Consider the following 19,179-nt stretch of genomic DNA (forward strand, 5'->3'; position numbering starts at 1 on the left):
CATCAGAAATGATGGTTATTTTTTATTTGACAATTTGCGTCACAAGGTTCATGTTCCCTGCAATGGTGATACATGGACTCGAATTGATAATAAAAACAAAAAAGCTCTCTATAAATAGAGAGCTTTTTATATTTGAGACTTTTGGAATTATCGTCTTGGTGGTCGACTGTCTCCGCCGCGGCTATTATTATAACCGCCTGGACGTGGTCCACGCTCAGGAGCAGGACCGGTTTGCATACCCTTCTTATCTTTCCAGATATTTTCATTTTCCGGAAGTCCATTCATGGTAAGATTAACACGACCCTTGTCGTCAATTTCAGCGATGCGGACATAAACTTCGTCACCGATGTTTAACACATCACTAGGCTTGCCAACGCGGTAAGGAGCCATGTTGCTCACGTGTACCATGCCGTCTCGACCGGGTGCTAATTCAACGAAAACACCGAAGTCCATAAAGCGAACTGCTTTACCTTTGAGAATTTCACCAACTTCAAATTCTCGAGTCAAATCTTTGACCCAAGCCACTGCTCTTGTCATGCCGTCTGCATCAGTTGAACAAATCATCACTAAGCCATCATCGTCGATGTCAATTGATACACCAGTCTCTTCAATAATTTTGTTGATAATTTTTCCACCAGATCCAATAACGTCTCTGATTTTTTCAGGATTAATACGGAAGCTTTCAATTCTAGGAGCGTATTTAGATAGTTCTGCTCTTGGTGCTGCTAATGATTGTTTCATGATTTCTAAAATCTCCAAACGACCATTACGACCTTTTTTCAAAGCTTCTTTAATAATTTCACGAGTAATACCATTTGTCTTGGTGTCTAATTGAATAGCAGTAATACCATCTTCAGTTCCAGTTACCTTGAAATCCATACCACCCTTACCATCTTCTAAATCTTGGATGTCAGTTAATACTTCCCATTCACTCATATCATCATTGGAAGCAAGACCGATAGCCAAACCAGCGACAGCCTTTTTAATTGGCACACCAGCATCCATTAAGGATAAACAAGCGGCTACAGTAGAAGCCATTGAACTAGAACCATTAGAGCCCATAGTTTCACTGACAACACGAATAGTGTAAGGGAAGTCTTCCTTTGAAGGAAGAACAGGCTCTAAAGCTTTTTCTGCTAAAGCGCCATGACCAATGTCTCTTCGTCCTGGACCACGCATAAAGCCAGTTTCACCAACAGAAAAAGGTGGGAAGTTGTAGTGATGCATAAATCTCTTTGTGCTCACACCCTCTAAACCCTCTAAGTGCTGAACTAATCCAGGCGCGCCTAGAGTAGTGACTGATAAGACTTGAGTTTCACCACGAGAGAAAAGACCAGCACCATGATTTCTTGGCAGGATTTCGACATCTGCTTCGAGCGCTCTGATTTCGTCAATACGACGACCATCAACACGTCTTTTATTTTTGGTAATCTGTTTAGTAATTTCAGCATCAATAGCGGCCTCAACTGTTTTCTTGACGGCGAATGCACGGTGATCCTTGCCAATTCCTTCATTGAATAAATAATCATCAAGATCATGTTTGATAATTTCCACAGCTAACTTTCTTTCACCCTTGGTGTAATGTTCTTTATTAAATAAAGTTTTTTCAACGTTTTGTGCTAACCACGCGTTTGCTTTTACGATTAACGCTTCTTTTTCTTCACCAGATTTGATTTCATCATCAGAAATATTTTTAGCAAAAATTGTTTTTACCCTTGGTTGAATTGCGGCCTTAAATTCATTGATCAGTTTAATCGCACCTTGCATTTGTTCTTGACCTTGAATAATTGCCTCGTACATATCATCTTCATTAACTTCCTTGGCACCAGCTTCAATCATAATTGTTTTGTCAGCAGTACCGGCCACGATTAAATCTAAATCAGACTCTGCTCGTTCAAGGTAGGTTGGGTTAAAAATAAATTTACCATCAACGCGACCAACACGAATACCAGCGATTGGACCATCCCACTTTACACCTGACACTGAAAGAGCTGCCGAAGCTGCCACTAGGGCAACGATATCAAAATCATTTTCACCATCAGCGGATAAGACAGTTAGAATTACTTGTGTGTCTTTTCGAGATACACCAGTAAACAAAGGTCTGATTGAACGATCAACCATACGACCGGAAAGAATTGCTTCATCAGTCGGACGACCTTCACGTTTAACCCAACGAGAGCCTTTGATAATGCCAGCGGCATAAAGCTTTTCTTCGAAGTCAACGCTCAAAGGAAAGTAATCTATTCCTTCACGGTCATTTTTTGATTCAACAACAGTGGCTAAAACCACAGTGTCACCGTATTGTACAATAACAGCGGCATCAGCTTGTTGGGCAAGTTTGCCAGTCTTGAATGTTAGAGGACGACCAAGCCACTCTGTTGCAAAGATTTGTTCTTTGGACATAATTTTGAATTCAAAATAAAAAGATTCGAAAAGAACCATTTTGTTTTGAATTATTTATACTTGGTCACGAGATTCAAGAACAGGTGAAGAGTTTCACGAGTGCTCACTATCTAGCGGCCAAGTAGTTTATTAAATTAAGTATCGGGTTGAGGAAAATGAATTCCCAACCATACAAAAAACTTACAGTTTTTATATTAAATACTTTTGAAAGAAGGCGAATTAATTCGCCTTCAATTAAAAATATTTTATCGCATTAAAAATCTTTTATCTTCACCAAGGTCTAAGTAGTCATCGGCCTCTTCAATTAATTTTGAAGAAGTAGTTTTTTTGAAACCAACCACTTCAACAATACAACCCTTAGTGTTTTGAATGTAGGCAAGGAGTGGTAGATAATCACCGTCACCAGAAACAATAATAATAACATCAACCTTGTCGGCAATTTTAATCGCATCCATGGCAATCCCAACATCCCAATCACCCTTTTTGGCACCACCGGCAAAAACCTGCAAGTCTTTCATTTTTACCTCAAAGCCCTGTTGAGACAAAGCTTCAAAGAATGGCGTTTCTTCTTTGGTTTCCGTGTTAACGACATAGGCAGTAGCCCGAATTAGTTTACGTCCGGCAACCGCTTTTTTTAAAATCTCACCAAAATTTACTTTTTTCTTGTAAAGATTTTTGGCGGAATGATACATATTGGAGACGTCTACCAAGACGCCTACTCTTTGGTCTTTGTGTTTTATCATGTGAGTGTAATGCTAATCCGCTAATTAATGCCAATCTGCGAATTGCGAATATTATTTGAGTATTATTAGATTGTTTCATCGCTTCATAGTTTATGAAGCGATGTGATAATGTAATAATGTTTATTCTTCGTCCTTGTCTTTTACATCTTCTGTTTCTTCTTCCTCTTCTTCTACATCTTCTTTCATTACTTCTTCTAATTTTCTTTTTTCCTCTTCGTCGTCTTCAATCATTTTCTTAGCGATTTTCAATTTTAACTTGATAGCTAAGTCTTTAAATTGTTCTTCGTTTTCTTTTTGTAAGTATTTAAGAAGTCTTCTTCTTTCGCCTACTTTCTTTAACAAACCTCTTCGTGAAGAGTGATCATGCTTGTGTTCTTTTAAGTGGTCAGCTAATTGCTTGATTTCTTCAGTTAAAATAGCGATTTGTACTTGAGTAGAACCAGTGTCGTTCTTATGAACTTTGAATTTATTAATGATTTTCTGCTTGGTATTTTTGTCCAGCATAGTTTTGCTCCCCGACCGAGAAAAGGATGTTTATCTCCTGAACCAAGAAAGGGTTTTTGTTAGAATTCGAAACATAAATTTCGAATAAATAAATAAAAACAAGAATTATTCTTGCTCGCTTATAATAACATTAATGCGTAAAAAAATCAAGGTTTAGAATTACCGTCTTTTTAATACAGTTTTTTGACATTATTTCTTTAATTTTAGCCATAATCACCAAATATTGACTTTTTCGTCATAATTTGTTAAATTATGTTCATTGCCAAGTGTTTGGCAATTTTTATTTTACATCCGCGCCTATAGTTCAGTGGATAGAACACCAGCCTTCTAAGCTGGTTACAGGAGTTCGATTCTCTTTGGGCGCACATAATCAATTATTTGTTCAAAATACCTTTTTTGATGTATAATTGAGAATACATGGTGGCTATGGTTTAACGGTTAGAACATTGGCTTGTGGTGCCAATTGAGAGGGTTCGATTCCCTCTAGCCACCCAGATACTAAAAAACGAGCATTATTGCTCGTTTTTTGTTATAATAAAGTTATGAAAAATATTATTGAAGATTGCTATCAGCAATCAATAGCTTTATTGCTTAAAAACTCATCTAAATACGGAATTTTAGCGTCTTCAAAAACAAAGAAAGCGGAGGAGAGAAATTATTTAAGCATTTTTGGGCGGGATGCTTCGATTTGTTCATTTGGAATGATTTTGAGCGGGGATAAAAAATTAATCAAAGCCGCCGAGAATAGTGTTGAAACGTTGGCGAAGTATCAAGCTAAAAACGGGCAGATCGCTTTTTATGTTAAGCCCGAAAAAAAGGAAGCAGATTTTTGGTTTACTGGTTGTATTGATTCAACGCTGTGGTGGTTGTTGGCGATTGATTTTTTAAAGACGCGCAACAGTTATGATACTAAAAAATTGCAAACCAAAATTGCCAAAGCAATTAACTGGTTGCAGTGCCAAGAACATCAAAAATTTTATTTATTGCAACAAAATGAAGCGAGTGATTGGGCAGATATTATGCCACGGTCCGGTTTTGTGCTTTATACGAACGCACTTTGGTATTGGGTGAAAAAAGTGTATAAGCTAGAAAAAACCGAAGAGACTAAAAAATATTTTAATTATGTTTTTGATAATGATCGCCAGGTTTCAAAAAAGGAGCTGGACTCTAATCCGCGCTTAGAAAAGTTTTTGAAATATATTAAAACCGATAAGGCAAATCCAACTTATTTAAGTTTTGTTAATCATTCATTTGCCGGGCACGAGGTTGATATTTTTGGAAACATTTTGGCGGGCATGGTTGGTGTCGCCGACGAAGGCAAGGTAAAGAAAATTATTAAATATTTAAAAGACAAAAAAGCTAATCAGCCCTATCCAGTCAAGACGGTTTTGCAACCGATTAAAAAGAAAGATAAGCTCTGGCGTGATTATATGTCGCACCTGGATCTTGATTTGCCAAATCAATATCACAACGGCGGAATCTGGCCCTTTATTGGTGGCTTTTGGTCAACATTTTTGGAGGGAGTTGGTGATAAAAAAAATGCCTTACTGGAGTTAGAAAAATTGGCTGAATTAAATAAGATTGGTGATTGGGGATTTAATGAGTGGTTTGATGGCAAACAAGCTAAGCCAATGGGGATGTCGGGACAATCATGGAATGCGGCAATGTTTATTGTGGCTTATCATGTGATTATAAAAAAAGGAAAAAAGCTATAAAATGGCTAATAATAAAGAAACCAAACATTAAAAGTGTTATACATTTTGGTCTCATACGTACTATTAAGTAGAGGGGATATGAAAATATCGTCATGGAATATTAAAAGGAGTTTTAAAATGAGGATGAATAAATATATCTCCCACACCATACAAAAAAGTATGGTGACTTCTTGTTTTGGGCTTAATTTATTTTTAAAATTCACGGCTACTTTAATAAATTATTTATTTGCGTTATTGTTGAGGTGAAAATAAAATTAATTTTTACTTAAACAAAAAAAAGAATTAAACATGTTTGGATTTACAAAAAGAGTGATTTTGAAAAAAATCACTCTTTTTGTAAATAATTAAAATTAAAGTCGGATATGTTTTGTTTCCAATAAGTTTTGTGCTATAATATTAAAATAATAAATTAAATAAGGAGTATGAAAAAATATTTTTTTAGATTTTTAACCCTAGGAGTCGTGGTGGCCGTTGCTTTCCCTTTTTATGCCCAGTTTTTTGTAAATTATAAAGATGGAATGTTTATTTGGTTTGTGATTGGTTGCTTGGTGGCCGGCATGATAATTGGTGTTGGTAATTTTGTAATGTTTAAATATTCTTTAAAAAAATTTATTAGCAAAATATCAAAAAAATTACTTGACGAGTCGAAGGAGTTGCAAGAAAAAAGCAGCTTAGTTAAAAACGATATTGCTAAAATTTATACAATGTTTTCTGATATTATTTCTAGTCTAGGTGACGAACAGGACAAGATGAGAGTGGTGCAAATGGCATGTTCTACTTTTTTGGGACAGATAACTGACATAAATAATTCTATTAATACGGCGGCGAATGAAACCGGTTCCCAATCTGCTAAGACGATTGAGTTTATTGCGGAAAGCACAAAGGATTCAAAACAAGCAGAGAAAGAATTGGAAAATATTAAACTAGTGGTTAACTCCTTGGGCGAGGTTATTGAAAAGCTCTGGTTGAAAGTGGATAAAATGAGTAATATGGTTGGTCTCATTAAAGAGGTTTCAGAACAAACAAATTTATTATCTTTAAACGCCGCGATCGAAGCGGCACGAGCTGGTGAGTATGGACGTGGGTTTTCTGTGGTGGCAGATGAAGTGAGAAAATTGGCTGATGGATCATCGACGACATCTGAGGAGATAACTAGTGTTATAAATAAAATGAAAGAAGAGATGACTAGTTCCCGTGATAATTTAGCGGAAGAAATAAAGGCCATTGATGAAAGTGCAAGGAAAATTACTAAAACCTTAAATTCAATTGGGGTCATTGGGGGGTTTGCACAAAAATCAGTTGATAATGTTAATTTGATTTCTAGTTTGACAACTAGCCAGGGAACGAATTCGAGTAGTATTTCACAAAACGTAAATGAAGTTTCAGAGATCTCAAATAAAAACACGTTGTCCATTAAAAAAGCCTCTTCTTTGTTGGGGTCAATTAATGATAATGCAATCAGCTTAGATAACACTTCGGAAGAATTAAATGAAGTGATATTACTGTTGCAATCCTTGAGCTAAATTTAATAGTAAGATAAAAAAAACACCTCTCACGTGGGAGGTGTTTTTTTGTTGAGGAAATTTATTTTAATAAGTAGAAGGTGATAATTATTATGCCTAGTCCAAGACGATACCAGAAGAAAATTCCGTAGCCGTATTTTTCTAGAAATTTTAATAAATATTTAATAGCTAGGTAGCCAAAAATGGCGGAAGCCAAGATGCCGACCAGAAGAGATGAATCTAGGTTGGTTGCAAGAAGTTTTGGTAGCTTCAGGATTGCTGAGCCCATAATAATTGGTGTTGATAGTAAAAAAGAAAAGCGAGCGGCATTAGCACGGTTGAAATTTTTAAATAAGCCTGCTGTAATAGTAATGCCTGATCGAGAAATTCCAGGAATAATTGCGAGTGCTTGGAACAACCCAATAATAACGGAATCTTTCAAGGTGACGTCTTTTAATTCCTTGTTGCCTTTGTGTTTTTTGTCAGCCCAATATAGTAAGGTGCCGGCTAAGATTAAAGCGGTAGCAATAACCAAGGGGGAGCGAAAAATGGTTTCCGCTTTTTTTTCAAATAATAAACCAAATAAAACTCCAGGGATGGTGCCAATGATTAGATAGAAAAGCAATTCCTTTTTAAAACTTTTAATACCATCCTTTTTTAAATTCACAAGCGCGCTTGAAAAAATATTTATCCAGTCTTTCCAAAAAAAAGCTAAGACAGCGATTAGAGTGCCGACATGGAGGGCGATATCAAAGGTTAAGCCAGGATCAGCCCAGCCGGTAAAATAGGGAATAAGAACGAGATGAGCCGTTGATGAGATTGGTAAAAATTCGCCAACACCTTGAATGGCGCCAAATATAATTGATTGGATGATGGTCATAATATAAGTTTAAAAATAATATTCCTTTTTATTATATCATGGGTGCAAAAAAAGACTACCCATTTAAAGGTAGTCTTTTTTTTATAGAAAGTATTAATTGATAACTCTTTTGCGGTAGAGGAAGATGAATTCCCAACCATACAAAAAATCTATGATTTTTTAATCTTTTTCTAATTAAAACTGTCTAGGACGACGGTTTTGATTTTTTGCCTTGTGACAATCTCTGCAGTATAGCGGTCTGTCTCCATCTGGTTGAAATGGAAGCTCTGTGATTTTTGCTCCACATTGAGAACAACTCCAGTCGCCTGCGATCATTTGTCTGTCAGCAAAATTATTATTGTTTTGGCTGTACATTACTTTTTTATACAAAAATCAATTGCTTAATCTTTGCACATTTTTATTTAATTATAAATACATGCTAGCATTAATATGCAGAAAAGTCAATATTAAAAACAGCTCTGAATACTCAGAGCTGTTTTTAATATTGTCTAGGATAAGAATTGGAGGGTGAATACGATCAGATAGGTGTAAACCGAGCTTACTGCCAGGGCAATAATGGCAAAGTCTTTATTAAAGACGTGTTTGTGAGCTGGAGCTTGAATAGCTTCAGCAACAGAAGTTGCAACGTTCGTGGTAACTTCCGCGTTTAATGCTTGTGGTTCCATATTTTTGTTTTTGTTTTTACTTCGCCAAGCCGTAGCTTTACGAAGGATGGTTTTTTATAAAATATGTATATTATTTGATGAAAATTTATTAAAATAGCTTTTTCTAATAAAGTTTTGCCGAATAATATAGTTTGTCAAAGAGCAAATCACTCATAAAATCAGTATAGCACATCGGGGCAAAAAAGTCAATTGTGGATAAGCAATTATTGGCTTATGTTAAACAAAATATCGTAGAAATTTTAATGAATAAATACTTAAAAAATGTCTAAAAACAACCCAATCTTTTTTTATTTTTGGAATAATTTTTTTTGTGATATAATGGATTTATAAGTATTAAAGATTTTTTATGGACTTGAGAAAAATGAATGAAATATTGGCTAATGAGCCTGGATTTCGCTATAAACAGATTGAAAAAGCGATTTATGCTGATTTTGTGGAGAATTGGGACGAGATTACGAACTTACCAAAAAAAATACGTGAAGAGTTAGCCAAAAACTGTCAGCTGGCGGTTGAGGCACAGCTTTTTACAACTAAAAACAAGACGCAAAAGGCAGTGGTCACCTTAAATGATGGTGAAAGAATCGAAACAGTTTTATTGCGTCATAAAGATGGACGGAATACGGTTTGTGTATCTTCTCAAGTGGGTTGTGCCCTTGGTTGCGAATTTTGTGCGACCGGAACTATGGGCTTGAAGCGGAATTTGGAAGTTGTTGAGATTGTAGAACAAGTTTTACTTTTTGCGCGAATATTAAAAAAAGAGGAAGAAAACAAGGGTATTACCAATGTTGTGTTTATGGGTATGGGTGAGCCGTTTATGAATTATGATAATGTGATTAAGTCGATCATGATTTTAAATGATAAAGATAAGTTTAATATTGGGGCACGAAAAATTTCAATTTCAACTTCTGGTCTAATTGATGGCATCAAGAAGTTAGCAAAGGAAGATTTGCAGGTGAACTTGGCTGTTTCCTTACATGCGCCCAATGAGGCATTGCGCACTTCTTTAATGCGGGTAAATAAGAAGAACTCGCTAGAAAGATTGCTTGAGGCGGTTGATTATTACATTGAAAAGACTTCACGCAAGGTGATGTTTGAATATATGATGATCAAAGATGTAAACGATCAGGATATTCATGCTCGTGAATTAGCGGGTATAATGAATAAGCATTTATATTTGGTTAATCTGATATCATATAACCCAACTGGGAAGTTTAAGGCTAGTGATAAGAAAAGAATTGAAAGATTTAAACATATTTTGGGAACAAATGGCGTGGAGGTAACAGAGCGCTATGGTTTTGGCCAAGATATTTCCGCTGCCTGCGGACAATTGGTGGCTTAAAATTAAATAATTTAGTATAATATTATTATGAGACATGATACAGGGGGAAACAATTTAATTGATGTTAATTATGTATTGGATAAAGCTGGAATTGGCGATAAGATGAATATTGCCGATTTAGGTTGTGGATCCACTGGTCGTTATGTCTTTGAAGCATCAAGATTGGTTGGTAAAAATGGAATAGCTTATGCGGTTAATATTTTAAAACCGACCCTGGAGGTGGTGTCTAGAAGGGCTAGGCAGGAAAATGTGACAAATGTTAAGACAGTTTGGAGTGATTTGGAGGTGTATAATGCCACCAAAATTGAAAGTGGTAGCCTGGACGTGACTTTATTAATAACTATGTTATTTCAAAGTACAAAAAGAGCTGAGGTTCTAAGAGAGGCGATTCGGTTAACAAAGAAAAATGGAAAGATATTAATTGTAGAGTGGAAGAATATTGCTTTACCATTTGGTCCGCCGATTGAGGCACGAGTAAAAAAAGATATGTTAATTGAGGCTGGCAAGAGATTGGGTTTAAAGCTGGAGGAAGATTTTGTTGTTGGTGATTATCATTATGGCTTGATTTTTTCAAAAATCTAAAAACTTTTCATAAAACATGCACTTAAGTCCACAAAACTGTGGACTTAAGTTTTATAAAACTTGATTTTTGTTTAAATATAATGTATTTTGTAATTAAGATGTTCGGGAGGGATTAATTTAGTAAAAAATAGACTTAAGTCCAGAGTTTTGTAGACTTAAGTTGTAAAAAAACTATGAATAGTAATCTATTTACCTTAAAGTATTGGTTTAGTATGAATGCTGGTAATTTGGCGCCAGTAGCTCAAAAAGGTTTTGTTGTTTTTTTGGTATTATTGCTTGCGTTGGCAATTTATGCCAAGCTTAAAAAGAAGGATAAGGGTATATATTTTAGAATTTGGAAAAAATTAGATTCATTTGGAACCACCAATTTAATCATAGGTTTGTTTTTATTGTTTTTTACCTATGAGGGAGTGGTGTTCTTGTCTATGCGCTTTTGGTTTTTGTTATGGTTGGCGAGTATGATTATGCTTTTGTATTTTGTGCACAAAGAATTTAAAAAAATACCAGAGCTTCGCGAGAAGAGAAAGCAGGCGGAGGAATTTAAGAAATATATTCCCTAATGCATTATAATAAAGAAATTGGTAATTTTGGAGAAGAAATGGCAGTAAAGTTTTTAATCAAGAAGGGTTATGAAATAATCGGGCGTAATATTCAAATGGGACAGAATGAGCTCGACATTGTCGCCAAATTTAAAGGATTATTAGTCTTTGTGGAAGTTAAAACAAGTACCTCGAAAGATCTACTGGCGGAGGATAATATGAATAGAAATAAACTCAAGCATTTTAAAAGAGCGGTAGCTGATTATTTATCTCTAAAAAAGTTATCCTCAGATTACATCCGCCCAGACCTGATTTCAATCGATCTGGATATGCGCACAAGAATGGCTAAGGTTCAGCATTTTGAGGACATATTTTAGAAAAAATTAAATAAAGTGAATAACTTTGAAGTGGCTTATACATTATGTGTCCACAGACAAGTCCACAAGAAAAACTGTGTTTACGCACAGTTTTTGCGCTTTTAGAGCTATTTTTAGTCTATTGACCAAAGATAATTTTTTCGATACAGTGATGATAATAAAGGAAACGAAAATGGTTCTTTCTAAATGAATTTAAATACAGTCAAAATAAACAAAAAATACCAAAAATAAACTAAAACAAATAAGGATGAAAATGAATTAATTTAATAATGTTTTGAGGAGGTTGTATTTATATGAATTTTTTTAAGAAAATAAGTTTATTTATTTTTGTTTTTCTTTTTTTGGGCTTGATGCCTGTATTGGCAAAAGCAGATAATAATCAGAAAGTTGAGGCACCAGCAATTTTGAATGCTGATTTAGCAAGTCCCCACTCTCGTTGGGGTCGTCCAATTGTAATCGGTTTGGCGCCAAAAGGATCCGAAGTATTTGTTTATATCGACGGTAACTTTTCTGGAGTGGCTAAAATTAACGAGAGCAAAACAGAGACAAATAATTTTTACTACCAACCCATTGAACCTATCTCAGCCGGTGAGCATGTTATTTCGACAGTTGCAAAAAATAGGACAACTAAAACGTTATCAGGTTTTAGTCAGAATAAAGTTGTTGTTGTAACAACATTGGCAACACCAACAGTTTTTAAACCAAATGAAGACACTATAACTGGTAACAATAAGCCGTTAATTAGCGGTTTGACCAAGAGTGGAACTAGGGTGTTGATTTATATTGATGGCGTTTATAACGGCAAGACAGAGGTGACAACTCATGAATCAGGCACAGCCGGATTTGTGTATAAACCATTTTTACACCTAGGAGTCGGTACACACACATATTTTGCAATTGCAGAGACCAAATCTGGCAGCAAGAGTGCACAATCAAGAGCGGTATCGTTTAATATTGAAAAAAAATATCCGGCGCCAACTTTGATTTCTATAAAGGTGAATCAAAAATTGATTACCGGTCTGGCCAAGAACAATTCCAAAGTTCAGATTTATCTTGACAAAAAACTAGTTGGTCAGTTCAGGGTTGTGAATCACAAGTCAGGAACAGCAAATTTTGCCTACACTTTACAACAACCCTTGACAAATGGTGCACATATAGTCTATGCTGTATCCATTGACGAACGAGGCAAGGAGAGTATTTGGTCAAATATTAAGAGTTTTAATGTAATTCCACCAGCTGAGAATAATCCAGTTATCAGTAAGGAGGCAGTCAGTGAGAGCGCCGCGGAAACTAAAAGTCCTTCCAACGCTCCAGTGATTGAAAATCAGGATGCAGCCTTAAATGAAATCTTAAGCACATCATCGACCGAAAACAAGGCAACGCAAACTTCCGGCTTGATTGATGAAACAAAGAGTAATCAAGGTAAATTAAGGATGAATGTAATGGTGTTTGTTGTATTTCTGGTAGCCTTAATGGTGTGGATATTTTGGGTGAATCGAGAATTGATTAAAGAGAAACGCGGTAAGGAAGATGTGGAAGAAAAAAAATCCACAGATAAAATCGTAGAGAAAAAATAATTTTGGATGAATGAAAGATATTGGAAGAACGATGATAATTGAGAATATATATTTTATATATTTGTGGGTGTAATGAGCCCATTGGCCATATGAGCAGATAAAATTCTCCGCTCAGACGGGCCCCTTCTTTTGCTTTTGAAAACACCCTTTTGGTTAATTACCAGAAGGGTGTTTTCTTTTATATAAGCCTAAAAACACACTGCTTTACAAAATAGAGATAATATGCTATATTATAGTCATCAGTTTAATTAATTATTTATTGGTATAAATATATTTTATGCCTAATTTGTAAAAATATGGGAGAACAATTTTTAAATAGAGCTAAAGGAGAGGCTGTGGAGAGAGACTGGACTGGTAATTTAGACAGAGAGGGTGTGGGGGCGTCTAAAGCGCGCGCCGATGAGCAGACTTGGCGAAAAATTGCTAAAGCAAAAGGCATGTCTGAGGAGATGTATACGATGGCAGTTGAGGAGTTTGGGACCGAGAAGGCTAAAAAATTAAATGATCGCGTGAAGGCACAACAAGTTGAAGATAGTAGTAATAGTGACGAAAGTTTGGCGACCGACTTGCAATATGTTACAAGAAAATTAGAGGCAAAAGAGTTGAGGGCAGTGCGGGCAGGCATTAAAAAAAGTGAGACAAATAAAAGCGAGGAAGGTGGTATGGAAAAAGAAAAAGTTGCAGAAAATAAAAAACCAGAAGGTGCATTGCAAAGAATTAAAAATTTTTTTGGCAATAAGTAGTTAAAAGAAATAAAACAAATTTAAAAGACCCTTTATTAGAAAGGGTCTTTTATTTTGTTGAATCGGGCTCAGCTATGTGCTTATTAAGCAGGCGTCTTAATTCACAAAACATTTTTTTGATGTTTCTGATCGAATCGCGAGACTCATTATTGTTGCGAGGCTTTATTTCAGAAACTATGTTGTCAAATATTTTAAAGGAAAAACATGCGCCAGCATACTTCAGTTTATTTTGTTCGTACAAAGTTGCTGTTTCTGCTCGCAATCTTTCAACGTCCTCGTTCATATAGATAAAATTTATTCCAGAGTTAAAATCATTTATCTCTTCGTTGCTGATGAGATTAAATTTTTCCGGGTAAAACGTTAGTAAAAGGTTGCCTAGTTCACGATTGGTCAAACAATGAACGTTGCGGTAATCAATTAAAAGTTGATACAGATGGGGATTAGTGTGACTATTGATGCCGTGGTTGTCATTGGGCTTGTCAAATTTTTTATAGCGTCTTTTGTCTTGAAACTCAGAAAAACGAGGATAAGTTTCTTCCCACTGGAGTAATTTTTTACGAACTTGGCATTTTATTGTCTTGAAAATATTTCCTATTATTTTCATGATCAAGTTCTCCTTTTTTTATTTTTTAAAGGGCAATTGGATTAATAAACCATCTTAGGTAATTAAAACCTCTTTGTCAATTATTATTGCAAGGTGAAAAAAATCGATGTAAGTAACTAGCTGTTTGCTAGTCTTTTTGTTTTTAAAATAGTATATTTATGCTAATATTAAATTTTAAATATGTATTTTTGTGACATTGGACGACAATTATATAAAATAGGATAGTATAATATAAAATAGGATAGTATTAGTAACTATAATAGACTGTTGATAACTAATATAGACAATGGATGACAAAATTGTTATAATTAAAATAACATTAAAAAAAATTTGCCAATCTTGTGGATAAGATGGCGTAATATCGATTTTTATTATGAATATTTCACTAATATACAAATCAGAATTTTCCGTGTCTTTGCCTTGGAAGATCATTTGTATATTCGTAGAGTATTTGTGGTTACGTTCGGTAGTAATTATTCGAGAAAAGAGCAGACCTCTTTTCTTTTTTGTTTTCCATGTTTAAAAACGACGACATTCTGACAATTGAAGAAGTCGCTGCAGTCCTTAAGGTTTCCAAGAGGACTGTTTATCGTTGGATAGATAATAAGGAATTAAAAGTAGCCCGGATTGGTCGCAAGACTTACCGGGTTTTTGAGTCTGATTTAAAAAGCTTCGTTAAGAAGTTTATGTAGCTCTTTAAAGTAAACTAAAATCCTTTCTTCGCAATTTCAGAGTATTTGTAAAAAAGTATTCTGAGGGTTGGGTGGAAATCCAACACGAGTTTTAAATTCCCATGCGAAACTCATGCCGCCTTAATTTTTGTGGAGTTTGAGCCATTTCCCCATGCGCTTAGACTCCACGAAAAGGCACCATAATTTTATTATCTATATTTGTACCCCCTCCTGTTTTTTTTTGGGGGGGGGTGATAACGAAGAGTTAAAGTGATATGAATCTAATAAAAATTACAATTAAATATTTGCTAGTTGTGTTGATGGTGTTATCTCCATCTTTAGCTTCGGCTGAAATGCGGAGCAATAGTTATATTCTTAATGAGAACGTGAACCATAGTTTTAATGGGCCGATTATTTCTGGTGTGAGTCATTCTGTTTCTGGTGTCGATGTGACGGTAGCATTTGTGACCAATGTGATTGCTGATGCTTTTGTAATTTATAACACTGATCCGGCTTTTATTGATAGCATGGAGCAAGGTACGAGCATTAAGAGTGGTACAAGTCACAATATTGCGTTAAAGGGTTTATTGGCTGATACGACTTATTATTATCGTGTTCGCTCTGAGCGGGTAAATGGAGGGGTGTCGACTGATATAACTTCGCGTAGTTTTGTGACTGGACATGGACTGGAAGCAGAGACTGTAGTACCTGTTAGTGGCGGTGGAACATTGATTATTGATAAAACTGATAAGATAGCACCGATTATAAGCAATGTGCAAATAAATATTGTTGATGAAGCTAGTTTGAGTATGTCTTGGGACACAAATGAGGAGGCGACGAGTTTTGGCGAGTATGGAGAAACACAGCAATATGGAAATACTAGTGGATTATGGGACAAGGTGATTAAGCATGTCGTGATATTGAAAAATCTGCAACCAGAATTAATTTACCATCTTCGACCAGTGTCGAGTGATGGGTGGGGCAATGTTGCTTATGGTGAAGATCAGATTTTTAATACCGTAGCTGGTAAAAAAGTTGAGGGTGAATTTATTGCGTCTACCAGTGAAGAAAATAAGGCAATGGAAATAAACCAAAGTGTATTAGCGGAAGCAGCGAAACGAATGATGAGTTTTGTTCAGCGCTTATTTCCGCAAGCGACGTTGAATGATAAATCAACCCTGGGTGAAATAACAACTATTGAAGAGTTGTCTCGATTTATTCCCGCCCCCATTTTATCGGGTGAACCAAGAATTGAAGCGGGATCGGATAGGGCGACAATCTTTTGGATAACTGATATTGATGCATCTTCGCAAATAGCTATTTCGCCTGATGCAGACTATAAAAACAGAAAAGGTGAATTATATATTCAGGTTGTTGGTGACGCACAGAATTTAAGTCAGAATCATAGTGTTCAAATTTTTGGCTTACAAGCGGATACGGCTTATCATTATCAATTGCGTAGTAAGGCGAGTTTTGGGCCAATGGCGTTTTCTCGTGATTTTACTTTTCGAACGATTGATGATGGAGTAAAAATTGTTAGTTTTTTGACACAGATTAAAAATGATCAGGCTGCTTCAATAAAATGGGTTACAAATAAAGAAGCAAATAGTGCAATTCAATATGCGCCCTATCACGACAATCTAGTTGCCTTGGATGAAGTAAAAATAATCAAAAATGATGAGTATAATATAATTCATGAAATTGATGTTAATGATTTTCAGGCTGGTGTATTTTATGATGTGGAAATAATCAGTGTTGATAAAAAAGGCAACACGGTGAAGGAGAAACTGGATCGTTTTTCAACCCAGGAAAATGATTTGCCTCCGGAGATATCTAATATAAAAACTAATTCCACGGTGTTTATTGATAGAAATAATAAAACGCAAACCGTTATTTCTTGGTTGACCAATGAGCCAACTAGCGCACAAATTTTTTACCAAGAAGGTGTACATGGAGCAGGAGGAGAATTAAGTGAGAGTACAGATGTTAATAATAATTTTACCAAAGAACATATTTTTGTTATTACCAAGTTTAAGCCGGGAACTGTTTATAGTTTTCAGATAAGGGCGATTGATTCTGGCGGAAACGAGGTGTTGTCAAAAATTAACACTTTTATGACGGCGAAAAACAAAGAATCAATTATTCAAGTAATAATTAAAATATTGGAAGACACCTTTGGTTGGGTGAAGAAGCTAATGTAGAAATATAAAAAAATAATCAATAATAATGTTTAAAGTAAAAATAAAAACTAAATATGCGATGATAATGATGACTGGTTTATTCCTGTTGTTTAGTGCTGTTTATGTAAATGCAGCTTCGATGTTGAATTTCTCTGGAAAAATTACTGATGTCGGCGGTGCGGAATTAGCTGATGGTGTTTATGATATGAAATTTAAGATTTTTGATGCGCAAACTGCTGGCAGTATTCTGTGGAGTGAAGATTTGACAACGGTGAATAGATTCGGTGGGATTATTAGTAGTGTGTCTGGTCGAGTTTATACATATAGCAGTGAACATGCGACCACAACTTTACGTGTTGGACAATATTTATATAATGCCTCAACAAGTGAAGCGGCCTTGATTGTTGATTTTAATCAGGGAGCGCAAACGATTACAGTGGCAAGCGGTTCGCCAACATGGTCGGTTGGACAAGTGATTAACAATAGACCATTTGTGGAAGGTGGAGTGATTAATGAAAACCTAGGCTCTGTAACAGACCTTGATATTGATTTTAGCCAAACTCGATATCTGGAACTAGAATTTAATGGAGAGGTGATGGAGCCAAGGAAAATTCTTGATACGGCCGCTAATGCTTTTAACGCGGAGAGATTGGGTGGGCAAAATGCTAGCGACTTTGCTAACGTGAACAATAATTTGAGCGTCTTTGGGCAATGGGATTTTGTGAATATTTTGAATGTATCAACAAGTTCGGCAACCACAGCTTTGACTGTTAATCAGGGGGGTACGGGCGATATTGTGAGATTTATGCATGGCACAACAACGTCATTTGCAATTTTAGCAGATGGACAAGTGCGTTTTGAAAACTATTCTTTCCCAATTTTAGATGGTGGTGCGGGCTATGTTTTAAAGACGGATGGCAATGGCGTAGTTAGTTGGCAAGTTGATTTAACTTCTAACGTTGGATCATCGTGGGCGACCAACATAGATAATTCAATAATTTATCCCGCAGATACAGCGCAAATAGTTGTGGTTGGTAGTAATGCAACCTCAACACCTGGTTATCGTTTAGAGGTGCGCAATGGCAGTTCTTTATTTGAGGGGGTGCGGATTAGTAATAGTTTATTTATTGGTGGAGCGATTACAAATGGGCTTTGGAATGGCGCGGCAATTACTAATACATACATTGCCTCTAGTTCAGTTTGGAACAATACTTACAACGTGGTCACTGCCAGCTCTACAGAATGGCAGACTGGTTATACTTATCGATTAACTAGCGCCTCCGGAGAATTTACATTAAGCAATAATCAGTTAGCAATTAACGCGAGTTATAATATTCCGCTTACCGCCAGCACCTCTCAATGGGTTACTGCCTATGGTTGGGGTAACCATGCTTTAGCTGGTTATCTAGTGAAGGCAAATAATTTATCTGATTTGAATAGTTCTTCAACTGCCAGAATCAACCTTGGTTTAGCGATTGGGACAAATGTACAAGCATATAGTGCCAATCTTTCCGAGCTGGGTGCGCTTGTTAAAGCTGCTGACAAGATGATTTATTTGGATGGCTTCGGAAATTATAATTTAACTGCCTTTACAACTATGGCTAGATCATTGATGGATGATGTTGATGCGGCAAGTATGAGGACGACCTTGGGATTGGGGACGATGGCAACTATAAATAATATTGGTTCAACAACGATTACGGTTTTAGGAACGGTGACGACTGGAAAGTGGCAAGGCGATGTTGTTGCTGTTGCATATGGTGGTACTGGCACAAGTACGGTTCAGGCCGGCTATCTGTTAATGGGTAATGGTAGTGGTGGTTATAGCCTAGTAGCATCAACTACATTGGGTAGCACGCCAGCGCTAACTGGTTTAACTGATGTAAATATTTCCGGAGTACAAAATGGACAATTAATTCGTTGGGATAGTGTAACAAGTAAGTGGGTAAATATTTCAACCAGTTCCCTGAATATTGACCTGGGTAATACCACCGGCACATTGGCAGTAAATCGTGGCGGTACAGGTAAAATTACCTGGACTCAAGGTGGACTATTATTCGCAACTACAACAAATGAATTAGCTCAAATTGAAAACGGCACCAGTGGTTATGCTTTGACTTGGAGCAATACTCTAGGTAGACCTGTTTGGGCGAGC

Annotated in this window: 18 protein-coding genes and 2 tRNA genes; 13 read left to right on the forward strand and 7 right to left on the reverse strand. The window is 36.0% G+C overall.

Annotated elements, in window-relative coordinates; translation table 11 throughout:
- Positions 1–147: 147 nt before the first annotated feature.
- From KKD45_04310 to rpsO, 3 genes are all read right to left on the reverse strand, one after another.
- The gene (locus tag KKD45_04310; protein MBU4309719.1) at positions 148–2,406 is read right to left on the reverse strand and encodes a polyribonucleotide nucleotidyltransferase; all 2,259 of its coding nucleotides are present in this window, start codon (positions 2,404–2,406) and stop codon (positions 148–150) included.
- Positions 2,407–2,648: 242 nt separating this feature from the next.
- A complete protein-coding gene (locus tag KKD45_04315) occupies positions 2,649–3,146 on the reverse strand; it encodes an NYN domain-containing protein (GenBank protein MBU4309720.1) in 498 nt (165 codons plus the stop codon).
- 120 nt (positions 3,147–3,266) lie between these two features.
- Positions 3,267–3,650 (reverse strand): 30S ribosomal protein S15, encoded by a 384-nt coding sequence (rpsO, locus tag KKD45_04320; protein ID MBU4309721.1) that lies wholly within the window; start codon positions 3,648–3,650, stop codon positions 3,267–3,269.
- 293 nt (positions 3,651–3,943) lie between these two features.
- Here rpsO and KKD45_04325 point away from each other — a divergent pair.
- The 4 genes from KKD45_04325 to KKD45_04340 all read left to right on the forward strand — a co-directional run bounded on the left by KKD45_04325 (position 3,944) and on the right by KKD45_04340 (position 6,888).
- A tRNA-Arg gene (locus KKD45_04325) sits at positions 3,944–4,015 on the forward strand.
- Between the two features lie 55 nt (positions 4,016–4,070).
- Positions 4,071–4,142: transfer RNA gene (locus tag KKD45_04330), tRNA-His, on the forward strand.
- Between the two features lie 50 nt (positions 4,143–4,192).
- Positions 4,193–5,365 carry a glycoside hydrolase gene (locus tag KKD45_04335; GenBank protein MBU4309722.1) on the forward strand — a complete coding sequence of 391 codons (1,173 nt, stop codon included), beginning with the start codon at positions 4,193–4,195 and terminating at the stop codon, positions 5,363–5,365.
- Positions 5,366–5,787: 422 nt separating this feature from the next.
- Entirely contained in the window at positions 5,788–6,888 is a 1,101-nt protein-coding gene (locus KKD45_04340; GenBank protein ID MBU4309723.1) for a hypothetical protein, read from the forward strand.
- Between the two features lie 61 nt (positions 6,889–6,949).
- Here KKD45_04340 and uppP read toward each other — a convergent pair whose 3' ends face one another.
- From uppP to KKD45_04355, 3 genes are all read right to left on the reverse strand, one after another.
- Positions 6,950–7,747 (reverse strand): undecaprenyl-diphosphatase UppP, encoded by a 798-nt coding sequence (gene uppP, locus KKD45_04345; protein MBU4309724.1) that lies wholly within the window; start codon positions 7,745–7,747, stop codon positions 6,950–6,952.
- Between the two features lie 174 nt (positions 7,748–7,921).
- On the reverse strand, positions 7,922–8,101 hold the full coding sequence (locus tag KKD45_04350) for a hypothetical protein (protein ID MBU4309725.1): 180 nt from the start codon (positions 8,099–8,101) through the stop codon (positions 7,922–7,924).
- A 134-nt stretch (positions 8,102–8,235) separates the two neighbouring features.
- Positions 8,236–8,412: a hypothetical protein gene (locus KKD45_04355; GenBank protein MBU4309726.1), complete on the reverse strand. Its 177-nt coding sequence runs from the start codon at positions 8,410–8,412 to the stop codon at positions 8,236–8,238.
- A 346-nt stretch (positions 8,413–8,758) separates the two neighbouring features.
- On the opposite strand from KKD45_04355, the gene rlmN reads away from it, so the two are divergent.
- From rlmN to KKD45_04385, 6 genes are all read left to right on the forward strand, one after another.
- Entirely contained in the window at positions 8,759–9,751 is a 993-nt protein-coding gene (gene rlmN, locus KKD45_04360; GenBank protein MBU4309727.1) for a 23S rRNA (adenine(2503)-C(2))-methyltransferase RlmN, read from the forward strand.
- 27 nt (positions 9,752–9,778) lie between these two features.
- Entirely contained in the window at positions 9,779–10,333 is a 555-nt protein-coding gene (locus KKD45_04365) for a class I SAM-dependent methyltransferase (protein ID MBU4309728.1), read from the forward strand.
- Between the two features lie 173 nt (positions 10,334–10,506).
- Positions 10,507–10,893, forward strand: coding sequence for a hypothetical protein (locus KKD45_04370; GenBank protein ID MBU4309729.1), 387 nt, complete (start codon positions 10,507–10,509; stop codon positions 10,891–10,893).
- Positions 10,893–11,249: a YraN family protein gene (locus tag KKD45_04375; protein MBU4309730.1), complete on the forward strand. Its 357-nt coding sequence runs from the start codon at positions 10,893–10,895 to the stop codon at positions 11,247–11,249. The genes KKD45_04370 and KKD45_04375 overlap by 1 nt, the downstream gene beginning before the upstream one ends.
- A 293-nt stretch (positions 11,250–11,542) precedes the next feature.
- Positions 11,543–12,826, forward strand: coding sequence for a hypothetical protein (locus tag KKD45_04380; protein MBU4309731.1), 1,284 nt, complete (start codon positions 11,543–11,545; stop codon positions 12,824–12,826).
- 296 nt (positions 12,827–13,122) lie between these two features.
- A complete protein-coding gene (locus KKD45_04385; protein MBU4309732.1) occupies positions 13,123–13,569 on the forward strand; it encodes a hypothetical protein in 447 nt (148 codons plus the stop codon).
- Between the two features lie 49 nt (positions 13,570–13,618).
- Here KKD45_04385 and KKD45_04390 read toward each other — a convergent pair whose 3' ends face one another.
- Positions 13,619–14,173 (reverse strand): hypothetical protein, encoded by a 555-nt coding sequence (locus KKD45_04390; GenBank protein MBU4309733.1) that lies wholly within the window; start codon positions 14,171–14,173, stop codon positions 13,619–13,621.
- A gap of 515 nt (positions 14,174–14,688) precedes the next feature.
- On the opposite strand from KKD45_04390, the gene KKD45_04395 reads away from it, so the two are divergent.
- The 3 genes from KKD45_04395 to KKD45_04405 all read left to right on the forward strand — a co-directional run.
- Positions 14,689–14,865, forward strand: a complete 177-nt coding sequence (locus KKD45_04395; protein MBU4309734.1) for a helix-turn-helix domain-containing protein — start codon at positions 14,689–14,691, stop codon at positions 14,863–14,865.
- Between the two features lie 254 nt (positions 14,866–15,119).
- Positions 15,120–17,045: a fibronectin type III domain-containing protein gene (locus tag KKD45_04400; GenBank protein MBU4309735.1), complete on the forward strand. Its 1,926-nt coding sequence runs from the start codon at positions 15,120–15,122 to the stop codon at positions 17,043–17,045.
- A 25-nt stretch (positions 17,046–17,070) separates the two neighbouring features.
- A partial coding sequence (locus KKD45_04405) for a hypothetical protein (GenBank protein ID MBU4309736.1) occupies positions 17,071–19,179 on the forward strand: 2,109 nt, incomplete at its 3' end.

The organism is Patescibacteria group bacterium, assembly GCA_018897195.1.
Lineage (GTDB): Bacteria > Patescibacteriota > Patescibacteriia > Patescibacteriales > UBA12075 > JAHILH01.

What these genes read in the sequence shown, in the direction of transcription:
- KKD45_04315 (MBU4309720.1), bottom strand. Translation starts at nt 3,146, where the DNA reads ATGATAAAACACAAAGACCAAAGAGTAGGCGTCTTGGTAGACGTCTCC.
- rpsO (MBU4309721.1), bottom strand. Translation starts at nt 3,650, where the DNA reads ATGCTGGACAAAAATACCAAGCAGAAAATCATTAATAAATTCAAAGTT.
- KKD45_04335 (MBU4309722.1), top strand. Translation starts at nt 4,193, where the DNA reads ATGAAAAATATTATTGAAGATTGCTATCAGCAATCAATAGCTTTATTG.
- KKD45_04340 (MBU4309723.1), top strand. Translation starts at nt 5,788, where the DNA reads ATGAAAAAATATTTTTTTAGATTTTTAACCCTAGGAGTCGTGGTGGCC.
- uppP (MBU4309724.1), bottom strand. Translation starts at nt 7,747, where the DNA reads ATGACCATCATCCAATCAATTATATTTGGCGCCATTCAAGGTGTTGGC.
- KKD45_04350 (MBU4309725.1), bottom strand. Translation starts at nt 8,101, where the DNA reads ATGTACAGCCAAAACAATAATAATTTTGCTGACAGACAAATGATCGCA.
- KKD45_04355 (MBU4309726.1), bottom strand. Translation starts at nt 8,412, where the DNA reads ATGGAACCACAAGCATTAAACGCGGAAGTTACCACGAACGTTGCAACT.
- rlmN (MBU4309727.1), top strand. Translation starts at nt 8,759, where the DNA reads ATGGACTTGAGAAAAATGAATGAAATATTGGCTAATGAGCCTGGATTT.
- KKD45_04365 (MBU4309728.1), top strand. Translation starts at nt 9,779, where the DNA reads ATGAGACATGATACAGGGGGAAACAATTTAATTGATGTTAATTATGTA.
- KKD45_04370 (MBU4309729.1), top strand. Translation starts at nt 10,507, where the DNA reads ATGAATAGTAATCTATTTACCTTAAAGTATTGGTTTAGTATGAATGCT.
- KKD45_04375 (MBU4309730.1), top strand. Translation starts at nt 10,893, where the DNA reads ATGCATTATAATAAAGAAATTGGTAATTTTGGAGAAGAAATGGCAGTA.
- KKD45_04380 (MBU4309731.1), top strand. Translation starts at nt 11,543, where the DNA reads ATGAATTTTTTTAAGAAAATAAGTTTATTTATTTTTGTTTTTCTTTTT.
- KKD45_04385 (MBU4309732.1), top strand. Translation starts at nt 13,123, where the DNA reads ATGGGAGAACAATTTTTAAATAGAGCTAAAGGAGAGGCTGTGGAGAGA.
- KKD45_04390 (MBU4309733.1), bottom strand. Translation starts at nt 14,173, where the DNA reads ATGAAAATAATAGGAAATATTTTCAAGACAATAAAATGCCAAGTTCGT.
- KKD45_04395 (MBU4309734.1), top strand. Translation starts at nt 14,689, where the DNA reads ATGTTTAAAAACGACGACATTCTGACAATTGAAGAAGTCGCTGCAGTC.
- KKD45_04400 (MBU4309735.1), top strand. Translation starts at nt 15,120, where the DNA reads ATGAATCTAATAAAAATTACAATTAAATATTTGCTAGTTGTGTTGATG.